The sequence below is a fragment of the Peribacillus sp. Bi96 genome (genome assembly GCF_918698115.1).
Taxonomy (GTDB): Bacteria; Bacillota; Bacilli; order Bacillales; family DSM-1321; genus Peribacillus.
This window is the reverse complement of record NZ_CAKKLV010000001.1, coordinates 170,110-191,486: the sequence shown is the minus strand read 5'-3', so window position 1 is coordinate 191,486 and position 21,377 is coordinate 170,110. Positions and strand designations below refer to the sequence as shown.

The 21,377-nt window shown below is 42.8% G+C and carries 24 protein-coding genes and 2 other annotated features (1 of these 26 running past the window's edge); of the genes, 6 read left to right on the top strand and 18 right to left on the bottom strand.

Annotation, left to right across the window (positions count from 1 at the left end):
- Nucleotides 1–216, bottom strand: a binding site (T-box leader) (it extends 22 nt beyond the left edge of the window).
- A gap of 44 nt (nucleotides 217–260) precedes the next feature.
- Complete coding sequence (locus LQ203_RS00950) at nucleotides 261–1,019, bottom strand: RNA methyltransferase (RefSeq protein ID WP_230154794.1); 759 nt, start codon at nucleotides 1,017–1,019, stop codon at nucleotides 261–263.
- Between the two features lie 122 nt (nucleotides 1,020–1,141).
- Between LQ203_RS00950 and sspI the strand changes: the two genes are divergently transcribed.
- Nucleotides 1,142–1,351, top strand: a complete 210-nt coding sequence (gene sspI, locus LQ203_RS00945; protein ID WP_230154792.1) for a small acid-soluble spore protein SspI — start codon at nucleotides 1,142–1,144, stop codon at nucleotides 1,349–1,351.
- 34 nt (nucleotides 1,352–1,385) lie between these two features.
- Here the strand turns inward: sspI and LQ203_RS00940 are convergent, their stop codons facing one another.
- The 7 genes from LQ203_RS00940 to LQ203_RS00910 form a co-directional block, all read right to left on the bottom strand.
- Entirely contained in the window at nucleotides 1,386–1,778 is a 393-nt protein-coding gene (locus LQ203_RS00940; protein ID WP_230154790.1) for a general stress protein, read from the bottom strand.
- Between the two features lie 273 nt (nucleotides 1,779–2,051).
- Nucleotides 2,052–2,783 (bottom strand): general stress protein, encoded by a 732-nt coding sequence (locus tag LQ203_RS00935; RefSeq protein ID WP_230154789.1) that lies wholly within the window; start codon nucleotides 2,781–2,783, stop codon nucleotides 2,052–2,054.
- A gap of 182 nt (nucleotides 2,784–2,965) precedes the next feature.
- The gene (locus tag LQ203_RS00930) at nucleotides 2,966–3,895 is read right to left on the bottom strand and encodes a YsnF/AvaK domain-containing protein (protein ID WP_230154787.1); all 930 of its coding nucleotides are present in this window, start codon (nucleotides 3,893–3,895) and stop codon (nucleotides 2,966–2,968) included.
- A gap of 252 nt (nucleotides 3,896–4,147) precedes the next feature.
- Nucleotides 4,148–5,473 carry a (Fe-S)-binding protein gene (locus tag LQ203_RS00925; RefSeq protein ID WP_230154785.1) on the bottom strand — a complete coding sequence of 442 codons (1,326 nt, stop codon included), beginning with the start codon at nucleotides 5,471–5,473 and terminating at the stop codon, nucleotides 4,148–4,150.
- Nucleotides 5,470–6,882, bottom strand: a complete 1,413-nt coding sequence (gene glcD / locus LQ203_RS00920; protein ID WP_230154783.1) for a glycolate oxidase subunit GlcD — start codon at nucleotides 6,880–6,882, stop codon at nucleotides 5,470–5,472. Before glcD ends, LQ203_RS00925 begins: the two co-directional genes overlap by 4 nt.
- Before the next feature lie 116 nt (nucleotides 6,883–6,998).
- Nucleotides 6,999–8,111: a sugar diacid recognition domain-containing protein gene (locus LQ203_RS00915; protein ID WP_230154781.1), complete on the bottom strand. Its 1,113-nt coding sequence runs from the start codon at nucleotides 8,109–8,111 to the stop codon at nucleotides 6,999–7,001.
- Between the two features lie 66 nt (nucleotides 8,112–8,177).
- Nucleotides 8,178–9,869, bottom strand: coding sequence for a lactate permease LctP family transporter (locus tag LQ203_RS00910; RefSeq protein ID WP_230154779.1), 1,692 nt, complete (start codon nucleotides 9,867–9,869; stop codon nucleotides 8,178–8,180).
- A gap of 254 nt (nucleotides 9,870–10,123) precedes the next feature.
- Here LQ203_RS00910 and LQ203_RS00905 point away from each other — a divergent pair, with 254 nt between their 5' ends.
- The 4 genes from LQ203_RS00905 (at nucleotide 10,124) to LQ203_RS00890 (ending at nucleotide 13,898) form a co-directional block, all read left to right on the top strand.
- Nucleotides 10,124–10,846: a FadR/GntR family transcriptional regulator gene (locus tag LQ203_RS00905; protein ID WP_290370501.1), complete on the top strand. Its 723-nt coding sequence runs from the start codon at nucleotides 10,124–10,126 to the stop codon at nucleotides 10,844–10,846.
- A gap of 183 nt (nucleotides 10,847–11,029) precedes the next feature.
- Complete coding sequence (locus LQ203_RS00900; protein ID WP_230154777.1) at nucleotides 11,030–11,746, top strand: (Fe-S)-binding protein; 717 nt, start codon at nucleotides 11,030–11,032, stop codon at nucleotides 11,744–11,746.
- Nucleotides 11,747–11,769: 23 nt separating this feature from the next.
- Nucleotides 11,770–13,200: a LutB/LldF family L-lactate oxidation iron-sulfur protein gene (locus tag LQ203_RS00895; RefSeq protein ID WP_230154776.1), complete on the top strand. Its 1,431-nt coding sequence runs from the start codon at nucleotides 11,770–11,772 to the stop codon at nucleotides 13,198–13,200.
- Entirely contained in the window at nucleotides 13,194–13,898 is a 705-nt protein-coding gene (locus LQ203_RS00890; RefSeq protein ID WP_230155350.1) for a lactate utilization protein C, read from the top strand. The genes LQ203_RS00895 and LQ203_RS00890 overlap by 7 nt, the downstream gene beginning before the upstream one ends.
- 62 nt (nucleotides 13,899–13,960) lie before the next feature.
- Here LQ203_RS00890 and LQ203_RS00885 read toward each other — a convergent pair whose 3' ends face one another.
- A complete protein-coding gene (locus LQ203_RS00885) occupies nucleotides 13,961–15,046 on the bottom strand; it encodes a M42 family metallopeptidase (RefSeq protein ID WP_230154769.1) in 1,086 nt (361 codons plus the stop codon).
- Between the two features lie 64 nt (nucleotides 15,047–15,110).
- Nucleotides 15,111–15,599: a dUTP diphosphatase gene (locus LQ203_RS00880; RefSeq protein WP_230154767.1), complete on the bottom strand. Its 489-nt coding sequence runs from the start codon at nucleotides 15,597–15,599 to the stop codon at nucleotides 15,111–15,113.
- 110 nt (nucleotides 15,600–15,709) lie between these two features.
- Between LQ203_RS00880 and LQ203_RS00875 the strand changes: the two genes are divergently transcribed.
- On the top strand, nucleotides 15,710–16,090 hold the full coding sequence (locus LQ203_RS00875) for a sigma-w pathway protein ysdB (RefSeq protein WP_230154765.1): 381 nt from the start codon (nucleotides 15,710–15,712) through the stop codon (nucleotides 16,088–16,090).
- A 53-nt stretch (nucleotides 16,091–16,143) separates the two neighbouring features.
- On the opposite strand, the gene LQ203_RS00870 is transcribed toward LQ203_RS00875, so the two are convergent.
- From LQ203_RS00870 to thrS, 8 genes are all read right to left on the bottom strand, one after another.
- On the bottom strand, nucleotides 16,144–16,713 hold the full coding sequence (locus LQ203_RS00870; RefSeq protein WP_230154764.1) for a VTT domain-containing protein: 570 nt from the start codon (nucleotides 16,711–16,713) through the stop codon (nucleotides 16,144–16,146).
- A 63-nt stretch (nucleotides 16,714–16,776) separates the two neighbouring features.
- Entirely contained in the window at nucleotides 16,777–17,049 is a 273-nt protein-coding gene (locus LQ203_RS00865; RefSeq protein ID WP_230154763.1) for a DUF1294 domain-containing protein, read from the bottom strand.
- A gap of 69 nt (nucleotides 17,050–17,118) precedes the next feature.
- Nucleotides 17,119–17,478 carry a 50S ribosomal protein L20 gene (gene rplT, locus LQ203_RS00860; protein ID WP_034309067.1) on the bottom strand — a complete coding sequence of 120 codons (360 nt, stop codon included), beginning with the start codon at nucleotides 17,476–17,478 and terminating at the stop codon, nucleotides 17,119–17,121.
- 35 nt (nucleotides 17,479–17,513) lie between these two features.
- Nucleotides 17,514–17,714, bottom strand: a complete 201-nt coding sequence (gene rpmI / locus LQ203_RS00855) for a 50S ribosomal protein L35 (protein WP_034309070.1) — start codon at nucleotides 17,712–17,714, stop codon at nucleotides 17,514–17,516.
- Between the two features lie 34 nt (nucleotides 17,715–17,748).
- Entirely contained in the window at nucleotides 17,749–18,249 is a 501-nt protein-coding gene (gene infC, locus LQ203_RS00850; RefSeq protein ID WP_034309072.1) for a translation initiation factor IF-3, read from the bottom strand.
- A 98-nt stretch (nucleotides 18,250–18,347) separates the two neighbouring features.
- Nucleotides 18,348–18,484 (bottom strand) — a sequence feature (ribosomal protein L20 leader region).
- 127 nt (nucleotides 18,485–18,611) lie between these two features.
- Complete coding sequence (locus tag LQ203_RS00845) at nucleotides 18,612–19,106, bottom strand: GNAT family N-acetyltransferase (RefSeq protein WP_230154762.1); 495 nt, start codon at nucleotides 19,104–19,106, stop codon at nucleotides 18,612–18,614.
- 51 nt (nucleotides 19,107–19,157) lie between these two features.
- Nucleotides 19,158–19,328 (bottom strand): hypothetical protein, encoded by a 171-nt coding sequence (locus tag LQ203_RS00840; RefSeq protein ID WP_230154754.1) that lies wholly within the window; start codon nucleotides 19,326–19,328, stop codon nucleotides 19,158–19,160.
- Nucleotides 19,329–19,432: 104 nt separating this feature from the next.
- The gene (thrS, locus tag LQ203_RS00835; protein ID WP_230154752.1) at nucleotides 19,433–21,364 is read right to left on the bottom strand and encodes a threonine--tRNA ligase; all 1,932 of its coding nucleotides are present in this window, start codon (nucleotides 21,362–21,364) and stop codon (nucleotides 19,433–19,435) included.
- Nucleotides 21,365–21,377: the final 13 nt, after the last annotated feature.

Here is a 21,377-nt window from a genome sequence, read left to right as displayed (position 1 = left end):
CGCGGTACCACCCTTATTAGTGCACAACAAAAAAACTACGCACTCACTTCATAAAAATAACGGCTCTTCACCGGAACATTTTTCGGACATATGTCTTCCCAATGCCAACTCGAAAGGTGAATTCCCTTAAGCAGCGCCATAAAAATGCTTTCAGTCGAGGCATTTTATCCCTGAATATGGATAACTTAAGTTACTATTCTTTGTCATCGTTGTTTTCATTATAAAATTCTGTTTTATTATAATATAATTCGTCGGCCGTTTCAAATTGATTTTCGTAAATGGTACATTAATATCCCGGCGGCGATCCCCACATTCAATGACTCGCTTTTTCCGTAAATGGGAATATAAAGGTTTTTCGTCGTTTTCTCCAGTAATTCCTTCGATACGCCTTTGCCTTCATTACCGACCAGCAGGGCAAATCGGGAGGTCTTTTCCACTTCTTCAAATGGTGAAGCTCCTTCAAGAGCCGTGCCATAAACCGGTGTGCCGCGCTCTTTTAGCTCATCGATGATATCTGCAAGGTTCCCTTTGATGACAGGCATATGGAATAGGCTTCCTTGCGTCGAACGAACCACTTTAGGGTTATACAAGTCTGCACAGCCTTCGCCAAGAATGACCGCATCGATCCCTGCCGCATCCGCTGTCCTGATCATCGTTCCAATATTACCCGGATCCTGTACAGCATCAATCAACAATAGTTTATCCGGATTAATGGATGTCATGCTCATTGACTTCTGTTCACAGACCGCCGCAATTCCTTGTGGGGCCTCGGTATCGCAAATAGCTTTCATAATATCATTTTTGACATAAATGACTTCTGCGCCCTCCAGTTTAAACTGAGCAGGCATTTCTGTTTCTTCATTGATGATCACTTCCATGACGATATCTACTTTTAAAGCTTCTTCAACAAGGTGAAAACCCTCGACTAAATATTTCCCTGTTTTATCTCGCTCTTTTTTCGTCAATAGCTTTTTCCATTGCTTCACTTGCGGGTTTTTTACGGATTCTATATATTTCAAGGGTAAACGCTCCTTTAATTTCACACTGATTTTCCTATTATAACGCAATTCACATACATATTGCATGCCAGTTTGTGAAATGCTATTAATGTCAGTCATTATGTGTTAGAGGAGGAATAATTGTGAACTTAAACCTACGTAATGCGATCATCCAAAATGTAAGCGGAAATTCGCAAGATCAACTGGAAGACACGATTGTCGATGCCATACAGAATGGTGAGGAAAAAATGCTTCCTGGCTTGGGAGTATTATTCGAGATCATCTGGCAACATTCATCAGAGCAGGAAAAACAGGAAATGATCACTACTCTCGAATCAGGATTAAAAAAATAACAGCCCTCTCAGGCTGTTATTTTTTTTGATTCGCTTACTTCTTTATCGGTACTACTATATCATGGCCAGCCTTCAGTTCTTCAATGGACACTTCTTCATCGAGCAGCAAGATGAATTTTTTTGCGCTCACTTCTTTAAGCATCGCTTTTGTCTCAGCAAATGAGTAGCCGTATTTCGTGAAAAAGCTGCGTAAATCTCCAGATCCTTCATCTGTGAAGTAGTGGAAGATTCTTAAAAAAAGAGTGTCCTCCTTATCCTGATTGGCGATGATCAGGATATCCGTATGTTCATTTCCAAGCTGCACATCATTTTTTATATCAGCTGCTACTGTCATTTGGGTGCCAGTCACGCCTTTAGCTTGTAATTGTTGAATTGCAGCAAGTAATTCCGGATTAGAGTCAAAAACACCATATACGTTTTTTTCCATGTTTTCCCTCCTCCTTGTTACTCTTCTTAAAATAAAATTCCTTTGTAATTATACCTTGCGGCTTTAACAATAAACAAGCAAATAGTCTAATGGGGATTCCTCCTGCGGGAAAAGCGCGTCTAAGGGAGACCCCACAGGCGCCCGCGGAAAACGAGTGCCTGGGATGGAACAACGTCCAAATTTTACAAGCCATAAAGAAACTGTAGACAAACTCGATTTTCATCTAGTTTGTCTACAGTCTGAACAGCCTTGTGCAGGCTGTTCTTTTGCGTATTACAGATTGTCGGTGTTAATTCGATTTTTGATGTATTCATCCCTTAAGTCTTCCTCTTGCTGCCCGCTAGCATTCGCTAGTGTCCCTTCATAATTCCCTGGCTTTTGCTCCTTATATTTTTCGGTGGAGTTCCCCCTGATTTCCCTTTCTTGGGCTCGCTTCGTATCCAGCTCTTCGTTTTCAAAGATGTTGGCAGAATTTCCGTGAAGTTCTTCGCTTCTTCCGGGCTGCGCTTCCACTTCCCTTGTTTGAAAGGCATTCGTTGTTGTCTCCGGAAAAAGGTTTGGATCCGGATTGTTCACCACACCTGTTTTCAGCGGATTATCTGTAAATACTTCGTCCGTTTCCTGCAAGCCGTTGGAAGTCACGCCTTCTCGTGTTGATGCGGTATCAGTTTCATCTAAAAGAATCAGGAATTTCCCTGCCTCCACTTCGTTTATATAAGCGGTCGCTTCACTATCGGCAAGCCCTAAATCACCTAGTCGGTTCCTTATATCACCAGAACCTTCATTCAGGAAGAAGTGTTTCATCTTATCTATGAAGGAATCTTCATTTGAGGTCGTAACGACATCTACATCCGGATCCCGCTTTTCATTCACAAAATCCAAATCTCCTTTTTTATCAGCTATTACGGTTATTTCCCCTTCATGAACTCCCTTTTCCTTGAGGGATTGTATGGCCTGAGTAACTTCCGTATTCGTACGAAAAACTCCATATAATGTTTTTCCCATGCATCTTCCTCCTCGTATTATTCCGATATTTCTTCTTATGTGTATTTATACCCTGATGGGTGCTAATTAAACAAAAATGGCCCTTTCAAAGGTTTGCCTTCCCTAGATTCGAACCTTTAATCAGTCTTTAAAATCAAAAAGAAACCTGCAGTTTTTAAAACTGTAGGCCATTTCCTTCACTCTTAGAAGCGGTCGCTTCTACTTCCAGTTTCCTTTTTCTCATTCACGATCGATTCATCTGTACTATCAAGCTGGATATCTTCCGTTTTAAGCGTATCCTGACCTTGTTCCGTTTCTTGTACAGCATGTTTCTTGATGACTATTTCATCTGTGACAACCGGTTTTTTTGAAACTTCCAACTGTTCTTCCACAACGGGAATACGGAAGGTTTCCCCATCTTTCATGCTTCCGGTTTCCCGTTTCGATTCACGACCCGAAACTGATCGATGCTCAATTGTCACTTCTTCGTGTTCAACAGGGACATTAATCGTTTTATGTTGTTCATTGACTTCTTTATTAATGAGGACTTTACCTGTCTGAACTCTTTCTTTGTCAATGTTCAGCTGTTCTTCCCGCAGTTGAAGTGTTCTTTCATCCTCTGGCAATTTACGGCCTTGTCCGTTCACTCCATATATATCTTCTTTATTTAATGCATCGTTTTTTTCAGTACCGTTATAAAGTGGGGTGATGGAGTTTGTATCGGGCCTTGTACCGGCCGTGTCCGTTGTTCCAGTCATGAATTTATCCTTTGTCATTCCAAGGTGGCCTTCACTTTCATCGACAAGAACCAGAACTTTTCCGTTTTCTACATCAAAGACATGTTCCGCCGCATCACTATTCGAAAGACCTGCATTTGCTAATCTTGTGGAAAGGTCTGCCGTATCATCCGGCATGAAGAAGCGTGCCACCTTGTCCATAAATGATTCGTCGTTAGGGACATTCGTCATTGTATGAACATCAGTTTCGCGTTGATGGTTCGCAAAATCCAATGTTTCTTCCTTGTCTGCGACCACCGTAATATCGTCCCCTTCAAAACCCTTGGCCTTTAGTGCATCGATTGCTTGGATCACTTCTGCATTTGATTCATATACTCCATATATTGTTTTATTCATTGTACATTCCTCCTTAGGTTTTGTGATTCGTTTAGTGGATGTTTATATAAACTCTACCCGCCATGTACCTAAGTAAACGAGGAATCATTATTTCATTTTTGTTATATCATTTACAATTCTTTCTCAGCACAGGACGTGCTTTCAAATGAATTCTAGGCTCTACAAGGGTTTCCCCATTTTTAAAAATGTAATGTTTAATCAAATACTGCTATTCATTATTTTCATATACTGCTTGAAATCTTTTTTCTTCTATTATAAAGCCACGGCCTCCATTAGCAGGTCCACAATATGCACCGCTTTCGTACACTCCCCCAAGTTTTCCCTCTCGATTCCCAATTGCATTTGCAGCAAACAACCAGGGTTTGCCGTGACAACTATATCCGCCTGAGTCGATTTAGTGTGCTCCATTTTCGAGTCGAGAATATTCATGGACATCTCTGATTCAACGATATTGTAAATACCTGCCGAGCCGCAGCACCGATCCGCATCCTTCATTTCTCTGAAATCGATTCCTTCTATCGATTGAAGGAGAACTCGCGGAGCCAAGGAGGTATTCATTACATTCCGTAAGTGACAGGAATCTTGAAAGGTTATGGATTGAGCTGGCAGCTTCAGGCGAACTTTTTCATGAAAACGCAAATCAACAAGAATTTCACTGATATCTTTCATCTTATTCTTAAATGCGATTGCACGATCGTGCCATACCGGTTCATCCTGAAGCAAATGGTCATAATCAGTGAGAAAAGCCCCACAACCGCCGGCATTCGTAATAATATAATCAACTTCGTCCGCTTCAAAAGCTTCAATATTACGCTTGGCCAGTTGCTTTGCTCCTTCTTTTTCACCACTGTGCCCATGCAATGCTCCGCAACAAGCCTGGGATTTTGGAATCACGATTTCACATCCAGCTAGCTGAAGAAGCTTTAGTGTGGCCTTGTTCGTTTCCAAAAACATCGTATCCATTAAGCAGCCTGAAAAGAATGCCACCTTTTTGAGTAGCGTGCCAATTGCAGGCAGCTCGGTTGGTCTATTTTTCATTTCTGATTTTTTCGGGACTTTCGGCAGCACTTTTTCCATGGTTGCCAAATTATCCGGAAGCATGTTTAAGACTCCCGTTTTTCGGGCCATGTATTGCAGGCCTGATCTTTGATAAAAGCCAAGCAAACTAGTCATCGTCTGCATTCGCTCCTGATGCGGGAATAATCCACTAAAAACGGCCTTTCGGATCGTTTTTACAGGGAAACTGTGCCTTTTATTCTGATGGATGATATCCCTTGCTTCTTCGAGAAGATGTCCATATTTCACACCAGAAGGGCAAACAGGCTCGCAAGCCCTGCAGCCCAGGCATAGACTTAATGAACGTTCTACATCTTCGTCTGGCTCGATCACACCATCCGTCACCGCTTTCATAAGTGCAATCCGGCCCCTTGGTGAATGGGATTCCTTTAATCCCGATTCAATATATGTCGGGCAATGGGGTAAGCAAAAGCCGCAGCGCATGCAATTCAATAATTCATCTTCATTCATTTTCTCCGCGAATTGAGTGGCAATTGTTTCCCTTTCCTGAACGGTCGTCATGAAGAAACCACCACCCTTTTCCTGCTCTCCTTGGCAAATACTTTGCCGGGATTCATGATGTTATTAGGATCGAATGCTTGTTTTATCGCTCTCATGGCGGCAATTCCTTCTTTCTTCAACTTCCATTCAAGATATGGGGCCTTCATCTCTCCCACACCATGTTCTCCGGTAATCGTCCCGCCAAGGTCGATCGCCACGGCAAAAATGTCGGCAAAAGCGAGCTCCACTCTCTCCATTTCATCATGATCACGAGCGTCAGTAATGCAAGTTGGGTGGAGGTTCCCATCCCCGGCATGACCGAATGTACATATGTTCACGTTATGCTTACTGGCGATTTCATTAATCGCTCTGACCATTTTGGCTATTTCCGAACGGGGAACGGTCGCATCTTCCAAAATGGTCGTAGGCTTCAGGCGTGCTAGTGCGGAAAGGGCTGTACGTCTAGCCGTTTTCAAGGCAGCTGCGTCAGATTCCGTTTCGGCAATTTCCACGGAAACAGCCTTCTCCTCTATACAGATATCAGCCATTCTTTTCATATCACGGTCAACCACTTCAGGGGGACCATCCTGTTCAATAAGCAGCACCGCTTCCACATTGGTAGGTAAACCGATCTTCGCGAAGTCCTCAACCACGATCAACGTCGGCCGGTCCAGAAATTCAAGAGTGACCGGAATGATTTTGTTTGAAATGATCTTGGCCACTGATTGAGCTGCAGCATCCAGATCTTGATATAGGGCAAGCATCGTCTTTGTCGTTTCCGGAATGGGAATCAGTTTTAAGGTCGCTTCCGTAACGATACCAAGTGTTCCCTCGGAGCCGACGAAAAGCCTCGTTAAATCATACCCGGCTACATCTTTGGCAAGCTTGCCTCCTGTACGAATGATGTCCCCATTTGGAAGTACCACTTCAAGCCCGATGACATAATCACGGGTGACTCCGTACTTTAACCCTCGCAGACCACCAGAGTTTTCATTAATGTTGCCGCCAATTGTGGAGATTTTCATCGAACTTGGATCGGGCGGATAAAACAATCCCTTCTCTTCTACTGCTGATATCAAGTCCAATGTGATGAGCCCAGGTTGTACCGTCGCCGTTAAGTTTTCCTCATCTATTTCAAGCAATGAATTCATTCTGTTGAATAAAAGGACAAGCCCACCCTTTGTCGGGCATGTGCCTCCGCTCAAATTCGTCCCCGACCCGCGTGGAACGATTGGAACCTTGTATTCGTTGCAAACCTTGACAATGGCTGCCACCTCGGTTGCGGAGCCCGGTTTAATGACCGCATCCGGCATCGCTTGATACCCTGGTGTAGCATCATAAGAATAGACAAGACATTCCACTTTCGACTCATCGTAATTTTCCTGACCAACGATGTTAATAAGTAGTTGCTTAACCTGCTTTGTTAACATATACATCCCCCTCATATAAAAACTGCATTCGATATTTTTCATATGATTCAAGTATAAGGAATAAACCATTCAACCTTCTATGTATGAACATATAGATTTTACTGCTTTCCATAGAATTAATTTGTAGGTTTATCCAATACTCTTAGTGCTAGATACATAGTAACTAAATCAGCTAGCTTTTTAGGGTTCAGTCGTGTCATCTCTTCAATGCGCTTGAGCCTGTAATGGAGAGTATTGATGTGTATATGGAGGGCGGCAGCGGTTTCCTTCAAAGATAGATCACATGCAAAATACATGGAAAGGGTTTTAAGCAACTCCTCATTAGGAAGCAAATCCGAAATCGTCCGTGATAAATATTCATGTCTTGTTTCAGGAGTGACTTCATCTAGCAGGACTTCAAGCTTCAAGTCCTCATCAAAGATGATTCCCGATGAGGGGAACGCAATTTTCAAGGAACGTTCTGCTTTAAAAAACGCTTGCCGGAATGAGGATCCTGGTGTACGAGAGCTAACCCCTATACTCACTTTATAACCGGAACTTTCTTCTAGCTTTCTTTGAAGTAGGCTCATCTTCGATAATTGTTGGGTTTTTGAACCGATAAAATCGGCTATTGAAAGAATGACGAACTGGTTCCTCCCCCATCGCACTGCGATATCCAATGGATGCTGCTGCTTTATGTAGATTTGAAGCGTTCTCCACACATGGGGTTCAATGATTTTTTCAGTATTAAATTCACCAAGAATGATGATCCGGTCTACATGAACATCGATCCCAAGCAGCTTCGCCTTCTGAAGGAATGGCTCATTGAAACTTTGCAGCTGATGCCATTCAAATACAAAGAATTCCATCAGACGTGATTGAGACTCCGCTTGTTCAAAGTGATAGCTTTCTTGAATGAACATCTCCGTCATCTTTTTCAATAGTTCTGCATAGGGGGAAACATGTTTAGGGTCTCCGGTGATTCCAATTACACAAACAGCCTCCTGATTGAAGAAAATAGGTAGGTTTATTCCCGCCTTCACCCCTATCCAACTTCGTTCATCCTGTTTATTGATGATCAATTTCTCACGATTTTTGAAAGCGTGTATGGCACCTTCATGATAGGACCCAATACGGCTGTTATCGGTGCTTGCGATAATCGTGCCAGCATGATCAATAATAATGATTTCTTCGTCAATCAGCTTTCGAACCTCTTGAACTAGCTTTTCTGCGACAGCTGCCAATTGCATAAGATGTCCTCCTTTTCGAATGTCCTTGGAAAATATGGAGGCTTTCAAAAGGGAGCCCCATTCTACTTATGGTATCATCCAGGAAAGGACGCCATTTTGCAAGAAAGTAATCACACAAACTAGCAGCAATAAGAATAAACTATGTTTGATCGTGAACCTCAATAATTCTGATTCCCTGCCAGCCAATCCAACGGCAGCACAAGCAATCGCTATCGATTGAGGTGAAATCATCTTCCCAGTGACCCCTCCGGATGAGTTCGCCGCAAGCGCCAGGACCGGTTCCATCCCCACTTTAAGAGCCGTTACTTTTTGAAGACTGCCGAATAGGAGATTAGCTGATGTATCCGACCCGGTTATAAACACACCCAGCCAGCCGAGAACAGGTGCGAAGAACGGAAACAAATCCCCAGATTTTGCAAGAGTCATCCCGAGTGTAGTCGACATGCCGGAAGCATTCGTCACGTAGGCAAAAGCCACCACGGAAGAAATCATCAGGATCGGTTTTGCCAACTCTTTCATCGCTTCGGCAAATGTGTTAAAAAAGGCTTTTGCAGACATATGTGCAATGAACTTTGTGACGATTGCAGCCAATAAAATGGCCGTTCCCGCTGCTCCAAGCAGTTCTATTTTATAGAAAGCGGCAATCGGCAATCCATTGCTTCCTATTATCTCGTTATGCAGACCTGGCACTTCGATTTGGAAGGTTAATAGTTTCCCGATTTCATTGATTCCGCCAAGCAGCACATTGCTGCCTTCATAATGACCGGAGAGCGCCGGCTTTATTGGGTTCATCCCCCATATTGTTATGAAAAGCGTTAACAAAAGGAAGGGGGACCAAGCATGAAATATCTGCATTTTCGTGTACGTAGTTTCGGCTTCGGCCCTATCATCCAATGGTTCGACTGCTGCTGCTGTTTCCTCGGAAGCAAAACGAAAGATCGTTTTAGGTTTCCAAAATTTAAGAAAAATCGCTAATGCAAATAGTGACACTAACGCAGAGAGGATATCCGGTAACTCTGGCCCAAGGAAATTTGAACTTAAGTACTGGGTAATGGCAAAGGAAAATCCGGAAACCAAAATGGCTGGCAGAACTTCGAGTGACCTTTTCCACCCTGTCATTATCAAAATGAGATAAAGAGGAATGAAGGCCGAAAGGAATGGCAATTGACGGCCAACCATTTTTGATATCTCCATCGCGGCGATGCCAGTAGGGCCTTCCATGGCGATGATCGGTATGCCAACCGCCCCGAATGCTACCGGCGCGGTGTTCGCGATCAAACAAATCCCGGCTGCATAAAGCGGGTTAAAACCTAGACCAACCAAAAGCGCGGCTGAAATGGCAACCGGTGCACCAAATCCCGCGGCACCCTCCAAAAAGGCCCCGAAAGAAAAGGCGACCAATAATGCCTGAAGGCGGCGGTCTTCGGTAAGTGAAAGCACCGAAGAACGAATAATATTGAATTGTCCGCTTTTGACAGTCATTTTGTACAAAAAAACCGAAGTGATGATTATCCAGCCGATTGGGAGCAGCCCGTAAATTGCTCCTTGTGAAGCAGACATCACTGCCGTCCCTGCAGGCATTCCATATAGTAATATAGCCACTGCAAGAGCTACAAGCAAAGTCGTTAGACCTGCAATATAGCCTTTCATCCGTTTGATGGTAAGGGCCCAGAAAAAGTAAAGAATTGGGATGAGTGCGACAAGAGAAGATAAAACTAAATTATCGGTGATCGGCGTAAAGTTTTGTGTCCATGTCATTCATTTTCGACTCCATTTTCTATAAATTTTTTAAAATTTCAGAAATCTGACTCGGGGTGAAAACCCTTACATATCCAAATATTCTAAGACATCAGATGACTTGATGAGTATTCATTAAAATTAAATGATTAAAAATATAAAATCAAGATTTTTTTTTTATTTTTTGTGATTTTCCCCCTTCAAGAAGTGTGAATGATCATTTGTGTTATATAATATTAACCAGAGAAACTCAAAGAAAATAGAGGTGCTAGTACTTGGTATATAAAAAAATAAAACCGAAAAAAATTTATGAAGAAGTCAGCGATGAACTTTATGAAATGATTCGGTCCGGTAGCCTGAAACCAGGTGAACAATTGGATTCCATTCAACAGCTTGCGGAAAATTTCCAAGTCGGGCGTCCGGCCATCCGTGAAGCATTAAGTGCGTTAAGTTCAATGGGCCTCATTGAAATCAAACAAGGGGAAGGAACATTCGTTAAAACATTCGACCCGACTATCATGAACCATCCCTTGTCTGCTGCCCTTTTGATGGATCAAGACAATATCAAGCATTTGCTGGAAGTTCGGAAGATTCTTGAGTCCGGTACGGCAGAAGTGGCTGCAAAGAAAAGGACGGAAGAAAACCTTAGCGAACTCAAGGAAAAGCTTTCTGATATGGAAAAGGTATCGGACGATGAAGAACTGAGTGACAAAGCGGACATAGCCTTCCATGTTGCAGTGGCAAACGCTTCCCAAAATGAGCTGCTGATTACATTGATGAGCCACGTCTCTGAATTAATGACGGAAAAAATGGGTGATATCAGGCGGATTGCGCTATATTCTGAAGAAATGACACTTAAACAGCTTTACCAGCAGCATACCCTGATATATGATGCGATAGTGGAACAAGATGAAGCTAGAGCCCGCAATGCCATGCTGTTTCACCTTCAAAGTGTAGAGGAATCACTGGATAGGGTCATCCAAAAAAATCAGCAATAGAATAATTGATCTTTCTTTAATTTTCAAAAAACTCTATACAAACAAAGATAAAATTGATATATTATTTTGAAAATGATTTCTTCATTTAAAATTCTTGGAAATTGGTATATTAGCCATTTCCTTTTTCCATTTTTCAGTCATCAGATGACCTGTTAACTTAAATAAAAAAAGGAGGAGTTCAGATTGAAAGTGACTCTCTTTGCAACATGTTTAGTTGATTTATTTCAATCCAATGTCGGGAAGGCAACAGTGGAGCTACTTGAAAGATTAGGCTGCGAGATTGATTTCCCGGAATCCCAGATATGCTGTGGACAGCCGGCATATAATAGCGGGTATACGAAAGATTCGAAGGAAGCTATGAAAAAGATGATTAATACGTTTGCGCATGCTGAATATATCGTAACTCCTTCCGGTTCCTGTGCAGCGATGTTCAAAGAATACCCGGTTCTATTCAAAGGCGATGCCGAATGGGAAAAGAAGGCAGCCTCATTGGCGGAAAAAACCTATGAATTGACCCAATTCATCGTAGATGTCTTAAAAGTAACCGACGTTGGAGCAACCCTTAAGGGGAAGGCAACTTATCATACTTCGTGCCATATGACACGGCTGCTTAAAGTGAAAGAAGCCCCTGCCATCTTGTTAAGTCATGTTAAAGGCCTGGAAATGACACCTCTTCCAGATGCTCAAAACTGCTGTGGGTTCGGTGGAACGTTTTCAGTTAAGATGGGTGATATATCCGGACAAATGGTGGAGGAGAAAGTTTGCAATATTGAAGATACCGGAGCCGATTTTTTAATTGGCGGGGATGCGGGGTGCTTGATGAATATCGGCGGACGTATCCAAAGGAAGGGGCAGCCGGTTAAAGTGCTTCATATTGCGGAAGTCCTGAATAGTATTTAAGAAAGGCGAGGAGGGAAAAAATTATGGCTATGAAAACAAGCTCTGCCAAGTTTAAAGACCGGGTGGATGAAGGAATACAAAATGATTTTATGCGCTTGGCCGTATCGAGTGCCCAAGAACGATTACACGGACGGCGTCTGACCGCCGTTGATGAATTGGGAAGCTGGGAAGATTGGCGTTCCCTTGGGCAGGAAATCCGCCAGCATGTCCTTAGCAACCTTGATTTTTATTTGCACCAGCTTGCAGAAAACGTTTCGAAAAGGGGCGGTCATGTCTTTTTCGCTGAAACGGCTGAAGAAGCAAGCGGATACATCAAGGATGTCATTATCAAAAAGAAGGCTAAAAAGGTCGTGAAATCCAAATCGATGGTCACGGAAGAAATCAATTTGAATGCAACCCTAGAGGCTGTTGGCCTTGATGTTGTTGAAACCGACCTTGGTGAATACATATTACAAGTGGATGATCATGATCCCCCTTCCCATATCGTCGCACCTGCTCTCCATAAAAATAAAGAACAAATACGGGATGTCTTTAAAGAGAAGCTTGCATATACGCAAACGGAAAAGCCGGAAGAGCTTACCGCCCATGTCCGGGGCGTTCTCCGTAAAGATTTCTTAAGCGCCGATGTAGGCATTACCGGCTGTAATTTTGCGATTGCGGACACGGGCTCGATCGGGTTGGTTACGAACGAAGGAAACGCCGATTTGGTCACAGCCCTTCCAAAAACACAAATTACCGTGATGGGAATGGAACGGCTTGTCCCTACTTTCGATGAATTCGAGGTCCTAGTCAGTTTATTGACCAGAAGCGCTGTCGGTCAAAGATTAACCAGCTACATCACTGCACTTACCGGTCCACGTGATGAAGGCGATGTCGACGGACCTGAGGAATTCCACCTTGTGATCGTAGATAATGGACGTTCCTCCATTTTAGGAACCGAGTTTCAATCCGTCCTTCAATGCATTCGCTGTGCTGCCTGTATTAATGTATGCCCGGTCTATCGCCAGGTTGGCGGCCATTCATACGGTTCTATTTATCCGGGTCCCATCGGTGCCGTGCTTTCTCCCTTGCTCGGAGGATATGATGATTTTAAGGAGCTTCCATATGCCTCGACTCTTTGTGCAGCCTGTACAGATGCCTGTCCGGTAAAAATCCCTCTGCACGATTTATTAAGAAAGCATCGTGAGGTAATCGTCGAAAAGGAAAAAATGGCTCCATTATCAGAAAAGATCGCCATGAAAGCCTTCGGAATCGGTGCAGCCTCTCCCATGCTTTATAAGTTCGGTTCCAAAATAGCCCCATCAGCGATGTCTCCTTTTAAAACGGGGGATATCATCTCAAAAGGACCGGGACCACTCAAAACGTGGACGGAAAGCCGCGAGTTCCCTGCTCCAGGCAAAGAAAGCTTTCGGGACTGGTTCAAAAATCGTGAAAAAGGAGGGAAACCATCATGAATGGAACCATCCATAATGAAGGGACGTTTTTAAATAAGATTGCCCAAAACCTGGGAAGAGCTCCGATAACGGAAGGAATCTCCGTTCCCGTATGGAAGCACGCCCCCCAAAAAGAGGTTTTGAAACATGCGACACAAAATGATCTTGTCGAGGAATTGCAGGAGCAAAGCAAACGGGTACATACACAGTTTCACCTCACCGACTCCAAGCAAGTGGTGCAGTGTTTAAAACAGGTGATTGAGGAGCTTGGAAATGGACCCTTGATCATCCCGAAGGACGATCGATTTTCTGACTATGGCTTGGCGGATACCTTAAAGGAAAAAGGTGTCCATATATGGGATCATCAGGCAGGGCAAAAAAATATCGAGAAAGCTGAAAGTGCTAACATCGGAATCACATTCAGTGAAATGACACTGGCAGAATCAGCGACGGTCGTCTTGTTCAGCAGCAAGGATCATGGCCGTTCCATCAGCTTCCTTCCCTCCTGCCATGTTTCCATCATCCCCAAAAGCACCATCGTTCCGCGAATGACCCAGGCTGCAGCGGCCATTCGTTCAAAAGTCACTCGAGGTGAATTGGTTCCTTCCTGCATTAATTTCATAACAGGACCAAGCAATTCTGCCGATATCGAAATGGATCTTGTCGTTGGCGTCCACGGCCCTATACAAGCGGTTTATATAGTCGTCGAAGATAAGTAAATAGGTGAAAAAGAAAATGGAGAGGTCCCTTTGGGGCCTCTCCATTTATATCTTTCACGGCATTACTCGTAAATGATACGATCAACGGCTTCACGGTCTAGACGTTTGATCACTTCGACAATGAGCTTTACAGCATTCTCATAATCATCCCGGTGAAGCATTGCGGCATGTGAATGAATGTAACGGGTAGCAATTGTGATTGCGAGTGCAGGTACTCCATTTGCCGTTAAATGGATGGAGCCGGCATCCGTCCCACCACCTGGAATCGATTCATATTGATAAGGAATGTTCATTTCATCAGCCGTGTCGGTAACGAAATCCCGTAAGCCCTTATGCGCTACCATCGATGCATCGTATATTACGATTTGCGGACCCTCACCCATTTTACTCATCGCTTCTTTATCGGTTACCCCTGGTGTATCACCAGCTATGCCGACATCGACGGCGAAACCGATATCCGGCTGAATTTTGAATGTCGATGTTTTAGACCCTCGCAGCCCCACCTCTTCTTGCACCGCGCCGATTCCATAAACGACATTAGGATGGTCGCAATCTTTCAACTGTTTAAGGACATCAATGGCGATTGCACAGCCAATTCGATTATCCCAGGCTTTGGCAAGCAGCATCTTTTCATTATTCATGACCGTAAATTCGAAATATGGCACAACCATATCTCCTGGCTTGACGCCCCATTCTTTCACTTCTTCTTTGCTTGTCGCACCAATATCAATAAACATATCCTTAATATCAATCGGCTTTTTCCTGGCATCGGCTGACAGGATATGTGGCGGCTTGGAACCGATAATGCCTGTTACATCCCCTTTACTCGTAACGATCGTCACGCGTTGGGCAAGCATTACCTGTGACCACCAGCCTCCTACAGGCTGAAAACGCAGAAATCCTTTATCATCAATTTGCGTGATCATGAAACCGACTTCGTCCATATGCCCAGTAACGACGATTTTCGGACCATTCACATCACCCGTTTTCATGGCAATCAAACTACCCAAGCCATCTGTCGATATTTCATCCGCAAAAGGTGTTATGTATTCAGTCATCACTTTTCTTACTTCACTTTCATTTCCTGCAATGCCTTTAGCATCCGTTAAGTCACGAAGCATTCTTAACGTTTCATCTAATTGAGCCATGCGATTACCTCCCTTTTAATTACATCACAAGAATAATTATACAAAATAAAGGTTATATAAACAATCAGTAGCCTTGCTTTTGCCGTTCGTAGTTCACTTCATTTTTACTTACGTATGCTTTTTCCACATCCTCTGCAGAAAATCCGAGCAATTCACCTAAATGTAAATACTCAGTAAAAACCTTTTGAAATGATGACTCTGTCAATTGTGTGCGAAACTCACTGATGTACCCGTAAATCGCAGTAAATTGAGCCGTCAAATCCACCTGATCAATTTTGAGGGCAGAAGGTACCTCTGGAACAAATCCCTGTTCAATCCCTAGTGACAAAATGAAATGTATCCCATCCACGTATTCAGCCAAAATCGTTTCTTTCTCCGAAGGGCCTTTAAGGCTCCAGAATTTAAAACATCTCGTTTCATTAGCAAGCTCCCCAAGCTCCACTAAAAGAGCAAGTATCTTCCTTTCGATCAAGTTTTCAGCAGCCAAATCATGCTTAGTTTGTATATGCTCATCTAAAGCCGCCTGCATGTCCATCAATTTAACTATGTTCATTTTTCATCACTACTTTCTATCGTCTTCCTTAAATTATATCAAATAAATGAAACTTATTAAAAACCCATACGTAAATGAAGGGAATCACTCTGTTTAAGGGAGGTAGCTCCATGGTATTGATCATCCGGTTCATTATTTTGGCTCTCATCATCTTCTTAATATATACGGTCATCAAATACCTATTAAATCCGAAAAGAAAATTAGAGCTGGCACATGAACAGAAAAAGTTCTTTCTGCTGGACGATACAGCGAACATACGCAAGAATTTTTTATTGACGTACAATGGGGTGATGTTTGAAGGGGAAAAGTATTTAGGGACGACGGAACGCTCCTTCGAGGTCATCTCCATCTTCATGTGGCCTAAAAAAGTGGCCGGCTTGAAAGGCTTGAAGCGAAATGACTTTTTAAAAATCGAGGCAGCCATCAAAAAACAATATCCGGATGCCGTTATTGATTGGAAAAGCCCGATTAAGGAATTTTTGGAAGAATGATAAACATTGGACATTATGAAGGGCCTTGAGAGAAATGAACTCAAGGCCCTAATTTAATCATGTGATCGGAAAAATTCCTTCCACGGAACGACCGTCTGCTTCTCTCTCAATAAATATAGCAATACGGTTAATGATAATAAAATAATGACAATCAGAGTTGGACTGAAATCTGCAATATAGTGGCCAAAAACCGTGTATACGAATGCTACAGGGATATTAGTCATGAAGGATAAATAAAAATAATTTTTCAATCCCTTATTGGATTCCAATAAGCAAAGCGATAACAGGTAAAAGTGGATGAACGGTATTAGCCTCAGGACTGCAATTTGCCGGCTGTTTAATTTTCGGTTTCCAAACAGCTTATTCTTAAGCCGCAGTAACTTATCCTTTGTTTTTGGAAATTTGCCTATTACGAAATAAAAGACCATACTGGACAAGGTCAAACCGATTATCGAATAGATGGTTCCAAAAGCTGCCCCGAATAAAACGCCGCCAGACATGCAAACCACAATGACAGGAATGAATAAAAATTGCCGTAATAAATGAAACGTGATAAAAATCAAAGGTGCAAACACGCTGCCGGATTGAACGTAGCTCATCACAAGTGTCAGTTTATCATTCATGCTCTCCCTCCAGCTACTCTTTGCTGCTTTTACAAGCATATACATTATACCGGCTTCATATGACTATTGAATGAATATCTTGATGAATAAGCCTAATTGAATCACCATCAATATAGGCAGCCCCCACTTAAAAGCGGCATGCTTCGTCTTATGGCGGAAATGCCTCATCCCGAAAAAGGACCCTGTCCCTCCGCCTATGACTGCCCAAAACCAAAGTGTCTTTTCACTGATCCGGTACTCCCGATTTCGCGCTTTCCTTTTGTCGACCCCCATTATGGCAAACCCGATGATGTTTGTGAAGATCATATAAGCAACAACGATCCATACACCTTGCATCCTCATTCCCTCCTTTAAATATGTAAAAAGCCACCCTCTTGAAAAGAGAGTGGCTGATATCAGTCAGACTTATTTGTCTAATTGTTGTTTAGCAGCAGTTGCTAATTGAGCAAAAGCTTGTTCGTCAGCAACAGCAAGATCTGCAAGCATTTTGCGGTTCACTTCGATACCAGCAAGCTTTAGACCATGCATTAAACGGCTATAAGAAAGACCGTTGATGCGTGCTGCAGCGTTGATACGAGTGATCCAAAGTTTGCGGAAATCACGTTTTTTCTGACGACGGTCACGGAAAGCATAGTTTCCTGACTTCATTACTTGTTGGTTAGCTACTTTGAAAAGAATATGTTTCGCGCCATAGTAACCTTTAGCTAATTTTATTACCTTTTTACGACGTTTGCGAGTAACAGTACCGCCTTTTACACGTGGCATGTTATTTCCCTCCTATTTAACTCGATAAATCGAACTTATTTAATGTTGTCTAACATATGACGAATACGTTTGAAGTCACCTTTGCTTACAAGGCTAGCTTTGCGAAGCTTACGCTTTTGCTTAGTAGATTTGTTAGCAAATAAATGGCTTGTGTAAGCGTTCGAACGCTTAAGTTTGCCGGATCCAGTCTTTTTGAAACGTTTAGCAGATCCGCGGTGAGTTTTCATTTTAGGCATAAGGTATTCCTCCTCATTACAAATTACTTTACAATTACTTTTCGTTTTTCGGTGCTAAGATAATGAACATGCTGCGCCCGTCCATTTTTGGGTGTTGCTCGATTGTAGCCACTTCTTTACATGCTTCAGAAAAACGAACGAGTACACGTTGACCAATTTCCTTATGTGTAATGGCACGTCCTTTGAATCGGATAGAAGCTTTTACTTTATCGCCTTTTTCAAGGAATTTAATACCGTTGCGAAGCTTCGTATTGAAATCATGTTCTTCAATCGTCGGGCTCAAACGAACCTCTTTCAGACTGATGACTTTTTGATTTTTACGTGCTTCCTTGTCTTTCTTTTGCTGCTCGAAGCGGTGTTTTCCGTAGTCCATGATCCGGGCTACCGGAGGCTTTGCATTTGCAGCAACTAAAACTAGATCAAGATTTACACGAGCGGCAATTTCCAATGCTTCGAATTTCGTTTTAATTCCAAGTTGTTCTCCGTTTTGGTCAATAAGACGAACTTCACGGGCTCGGATGCCCTCGTTTACCATCGCGTCTTTACTAATAGTTAGCCACCTCCAAAGATATTGGCGAATACGAATATTTGAATCAATTCGGTCACGCTCACAACTCGCTTACAGGATATAATCATAATAAAAAAGTGTGGATGCATGCTGCACCCACACTGATAGACTCATTCAGAAAGATCCAAATAATCAAATCATGACCTGTTAACTGCATTGCTTGCGTCAACCAGGTGAGAAGCGGGTGCTTCTTCTTTTCCTCAAACACGTATTCAATTCACTTTAGAAATATATCATAAACACTGATGACTTGTCAAATGCTAAATTTATTCGTTTTTCACAACAAAATTAATATTATCAGACATTCTGTATTTTGACAATACGTTTTTTTAAAGTAATTTGGACAATAAATATTCATCATGATACTTCCCATCAAAAAACAGAGATTCGCGCTTTATTCCTTCTTGTTCAAAGCCCATCTTTCGATATAAGGATAGCGCAGGGGCGTTGTTTGCAATCACGGACAATGCCAAGCGCCGTATTTCGTTTGTCCGTGCATGCTCCTCCATTTTCTGAAATAACTTCGTACCGATGCCTTTTCCTCTGTCCTGCTCATTGATGCCGATGACGATTTTGGCTGAATGCCTCGTTCGGCTCATTTGATTGCCCAATAAGATTAGGTAACCATTCAACTCATGGCCGCTAGCAGCAACGAGGAAAACAGAAAGGGGATTTTTTTCGATTTGCTCCATTTGCTTCTCCATTTGTTTCCCCGTCGCTTTTCTTTCTCCAGGGTTGAACAGCATATACCCGGAATCTTCAACATGATTGAATAGAGCTGCCAATTTACTTGCATCTTGCTTTGAAGCCTTACGAATTTCCACTTCTCCCCATTCCCCCTTTGGCCCACGCCATATTGAACCGATTCTCCATTGTTAAGAATTGTCTTTGGCCTTTTTCTTTTTCTCAATGGTATCCCAAGAAAAAAGGACTATCCAAAAAAACAGGACCGGGACAATCGCATATTGTCGATACTCATCCATTAGCAATAAGATGAGGATGGCAAGGAATGTTGGCCCGAATAGATAAGAAAACTTCTTCTTCATGCTGACCCTCCTTTTCATTGTTGTACATTCATTCACATGTTGATTTCATTTTATCATGACTTAATTAAAAGAGGGACACAACGACTTGTGCCCCTCTTTTGCTATTAGCGGCTTACTTCCGCTTTAATCGCTGAAACAAAATCTTCAAAAGCGATCGTTTCCGATTTTTGTTCACCGTATTTACGTACGTTCACACTGCCTTCGTTAACTTCATTGTCACCAACAACCAGCATGTATGGAATTTTTTGCATTTGCGCTTCACGGATTTTATAACCAATTTTCTCGTCACGTGTATCCAAATCGACGCGAATGCCTTGCGCTTTAAGCTTTTCTTGCACTTCTTTCGCATAATCCAAGTGTACTCCCGGTGAGACAGGAATCACTTGTGCTTGGATAGGTGCAAGCCACGTCGGGAATGCCCCCTTGTATTCTTCGATCAAGTATGCAACGAAACGTTCCATTGTGGAAACGACTCCGCGGTGGATGACAACCGGACGGTGTTGCTTGCCGTCTTCACCAACATAATTAAGATCAAAGCGTTCAGGAAGCAAGAAATCAAGCTGAACAGTGGAAAGCGTTTCGTCTTTGCCTAAAGCCGTACGCACTTGAACGTCAAGCTTAGGACCGTAGAATGCGGCTTCACCTTCTGCTTCAAAGTAATCCAGACCAAGTTCATCCATTGCTTCTTTTAACATGCTTTGTGCTTTTTCCCACATGGCATCATCATCGAAATATTTTTCAGTATCTTGCGGATCACGATAAGACAGACGGAATGAATAATCATTAATATCGAAATCTTTATATACTTCCAGAACCAAGTTCACAACACGCTTAAACTCTTCTTTGATTTGATCTGGACGAACGAATATGTGAGCATCATTCAATGTCATCCCACGTACACGCTGAAGGCCGGAAAGGGCACCTGACATTTCATAGCGGTGCATCAAGCCAAGTTCGGCAATCCGGATCGGCAGTTCACGGTAGCTGTGGATACTGTTTTTATATACCATCATGTGATGCGGACAGTTCATCGGACGCAATACAAGCTGTTCGTTTTCCATCTCCATGACTGGGAACATGTCGTCCTGGTAGTGATCCCAGTGTCCGGATGTTTTATAAAGGTCCACGCTTCCCATTACAGGTGTGTAGACATGGTCATAGCCCAGACGTTCTTCCTTATCAACGATATACCGTTCGATAGTCCGGCGAATGGTCGCGCCTTTTGGTAGCCACATCGGCAACCCTTGACCCACTTTTTGTGCGCTCATGAACAAGTTCAATTCTTTACCGATTTTACGGTGGTCACGTTCCTTGGCTTCTTCTAGGAAACGCAGGTGTTCGGCTAAATCTTCTTTTTTATAGAAAGCCGTTCCGTAGATACGCTGAAGCATTTTGTTTTTGCTATCGCCTCTCCAGTATGCACCGGCGATGCTCAATAGCTTGAATTCTTTGATTTTCCCAGTTGATGGAACGTGAATGCCACGACAAAGGTCAAAGAATTCCCCTTGCTCATAAAGCGTTACTTGCTGATCGGCAGGAATCGCATCGATCAACTCGAGTTTATACTCGTCGCCTATTTCTTTAAAACGGGATATGGCTTCATCACGACTGACTTCAATGCGGGAAATTTCCAAGTTTTCGTTGACGATTTTCTTCATTTCCTTTTCAATCAATGGAAGGTCTTCGGGAGTCAATGATTCCTCTAGATCTATATCGTAGTAAAAACCGCCTTCGATGACTGGACCAACACCGAATTTTGCGTTTTTGTACAAGCGTTTGATGGCTTGTGCCATTAAGTGGGCAGTACTGTGACGTAACACTTCAAGCGCATCCGCAGTATCCTGTGTAACGATTTCTATAGTACCGTTTTCTTCAATCGGGCGTTTCAAATCATATAGTTCACCATTGAATTTTCCAGCAATGGATTTTTTTCTTAAACCAGGACTGATGGATGCAGCGATGTCTTCAGTTGTTGTGCCTTTAGCAAACTCCTTAACCGCTCCGTCAGGAAAAGATATTTTCAGTAATTCAGACATTCAATTCCACTCC

Coding starts and splice junctions, on each gene's coding strand:
- LQ203_RS00940 (WP_230154790.1), bottom strand. CDS start 1,778: ATGGAAAAAAACGTATATGGTGTTTTTGACTCTAATCCGGAATTACTT.
- LQ203_RS00935 (WP_230154789.1), bottom strand. CDS start 2,783: ATGGGAAAAACATTATATGGAGTTTTTCGTACGAATACGGAAGTTACT.
- LQ203_RS00930 (WP_230154787.1), bottom strand. CDS start 3,895: ATGAATAAAACAATATATGGAGTATATGAATCAAATGCAGAAGTGATC.
- LQ203_RS00925 (WP_230154785.1), bottom strand. CDS start 5,473: ATGACGACCGTTCAGGAAAGGGAAACAATTGCCACTCAATTCGCGGAG.
- glcD (WP_230154783.1), bottom strand. CDS start 6,882: ATGTTAACAAAGCAGGTTAAGCAACTACTTATTAACATCGTTGGTCAG.
- LQ203_RS00915 (WP_230154781.1), bottom strand. CDS start 8,111: ATGCAATTGGCAGCTGTCGCAGAAAAGCTAGTTCAAGAGGTTCGAAAG.
- LQ203_RS00910 (WP_230154779.1), bottom strand. CDS start 9,869: ATGACATGGACACAAAACTTTACGCCGATCACCGATAATTTAGTTTTA.
- LQ203_RS00895 (WP_230154776.1), top strand. CDS start 11,770: ATGGCTATGAAAACAAGCTCTGCCAAGTTTAAAGACCGGGTGGATGAA.
- LQ203_RS00885 (WP_230154769.1), bottom strand. CDS start 15,046: ATGGCTCAATTAGATGAAACGTTAAGAATGCTTCGTGACTTAACGGAT.
- LQ203_RS00880 (WP_230154767.1), bottom strand. CDS start 15,599: ATGAACATAGTTAAATTGATGGACATGCAGGCGGCTTTAGATGAGCAT.
- LQ203_RS00875 (WP_230154765.1), top strand. CDS start 15,710: ATGGTATTGATCATCCGGTTCATTATTTTGGCTCTCATCATCTTCTTA.
- LQ203_RS00870 (WP_230154764.1), bottom strand. CDS start 16,713: ATGAATGATAAACTGACACTTGTGATGAGCTACGTTCAATCCGGCAGC.
- LQ203_RS00865 (WP_230154763.1), bottom strand. CDS start 17,049: ATGCAAGGTGTATGGATCGTTGTTGCTTATATGATCTTCACAAACATC.
- rplT (WP_034309067.1), bottom strand. CDS start 17,478: ATGCCACGTGTAAAAGGCGGTACTGTTACTCGCAAACGTCGTAAAAAG.
- rpmI (WP_034309070.1), bottom strand. CDS start 17,714: ATGCCTAAAATGAAAACTCACCGCGGATCTGCTAAACGTTTCAAAAAG.
- infC (WP_034309072.1), bottom strand. CDS start 18,249: ATGGTAAACGAGGGCATCCGAGCCCGTGAAGTTCGTCTTATTGACCAA.
- LQ203_RS00840 (WP_230154754.1), bottom strand. CDS start 19,328: ATGAAGAAGAAGTTTTCTTATCTATTCGGGCCAACATTCCTTGCCATC.
- thrS (WP_230154752.1), bottom strand. CDS start 21,364: ATGTCTGAATTACTGAAAATATCTTTTCCTGACGGAGCGGTTAAGGAG.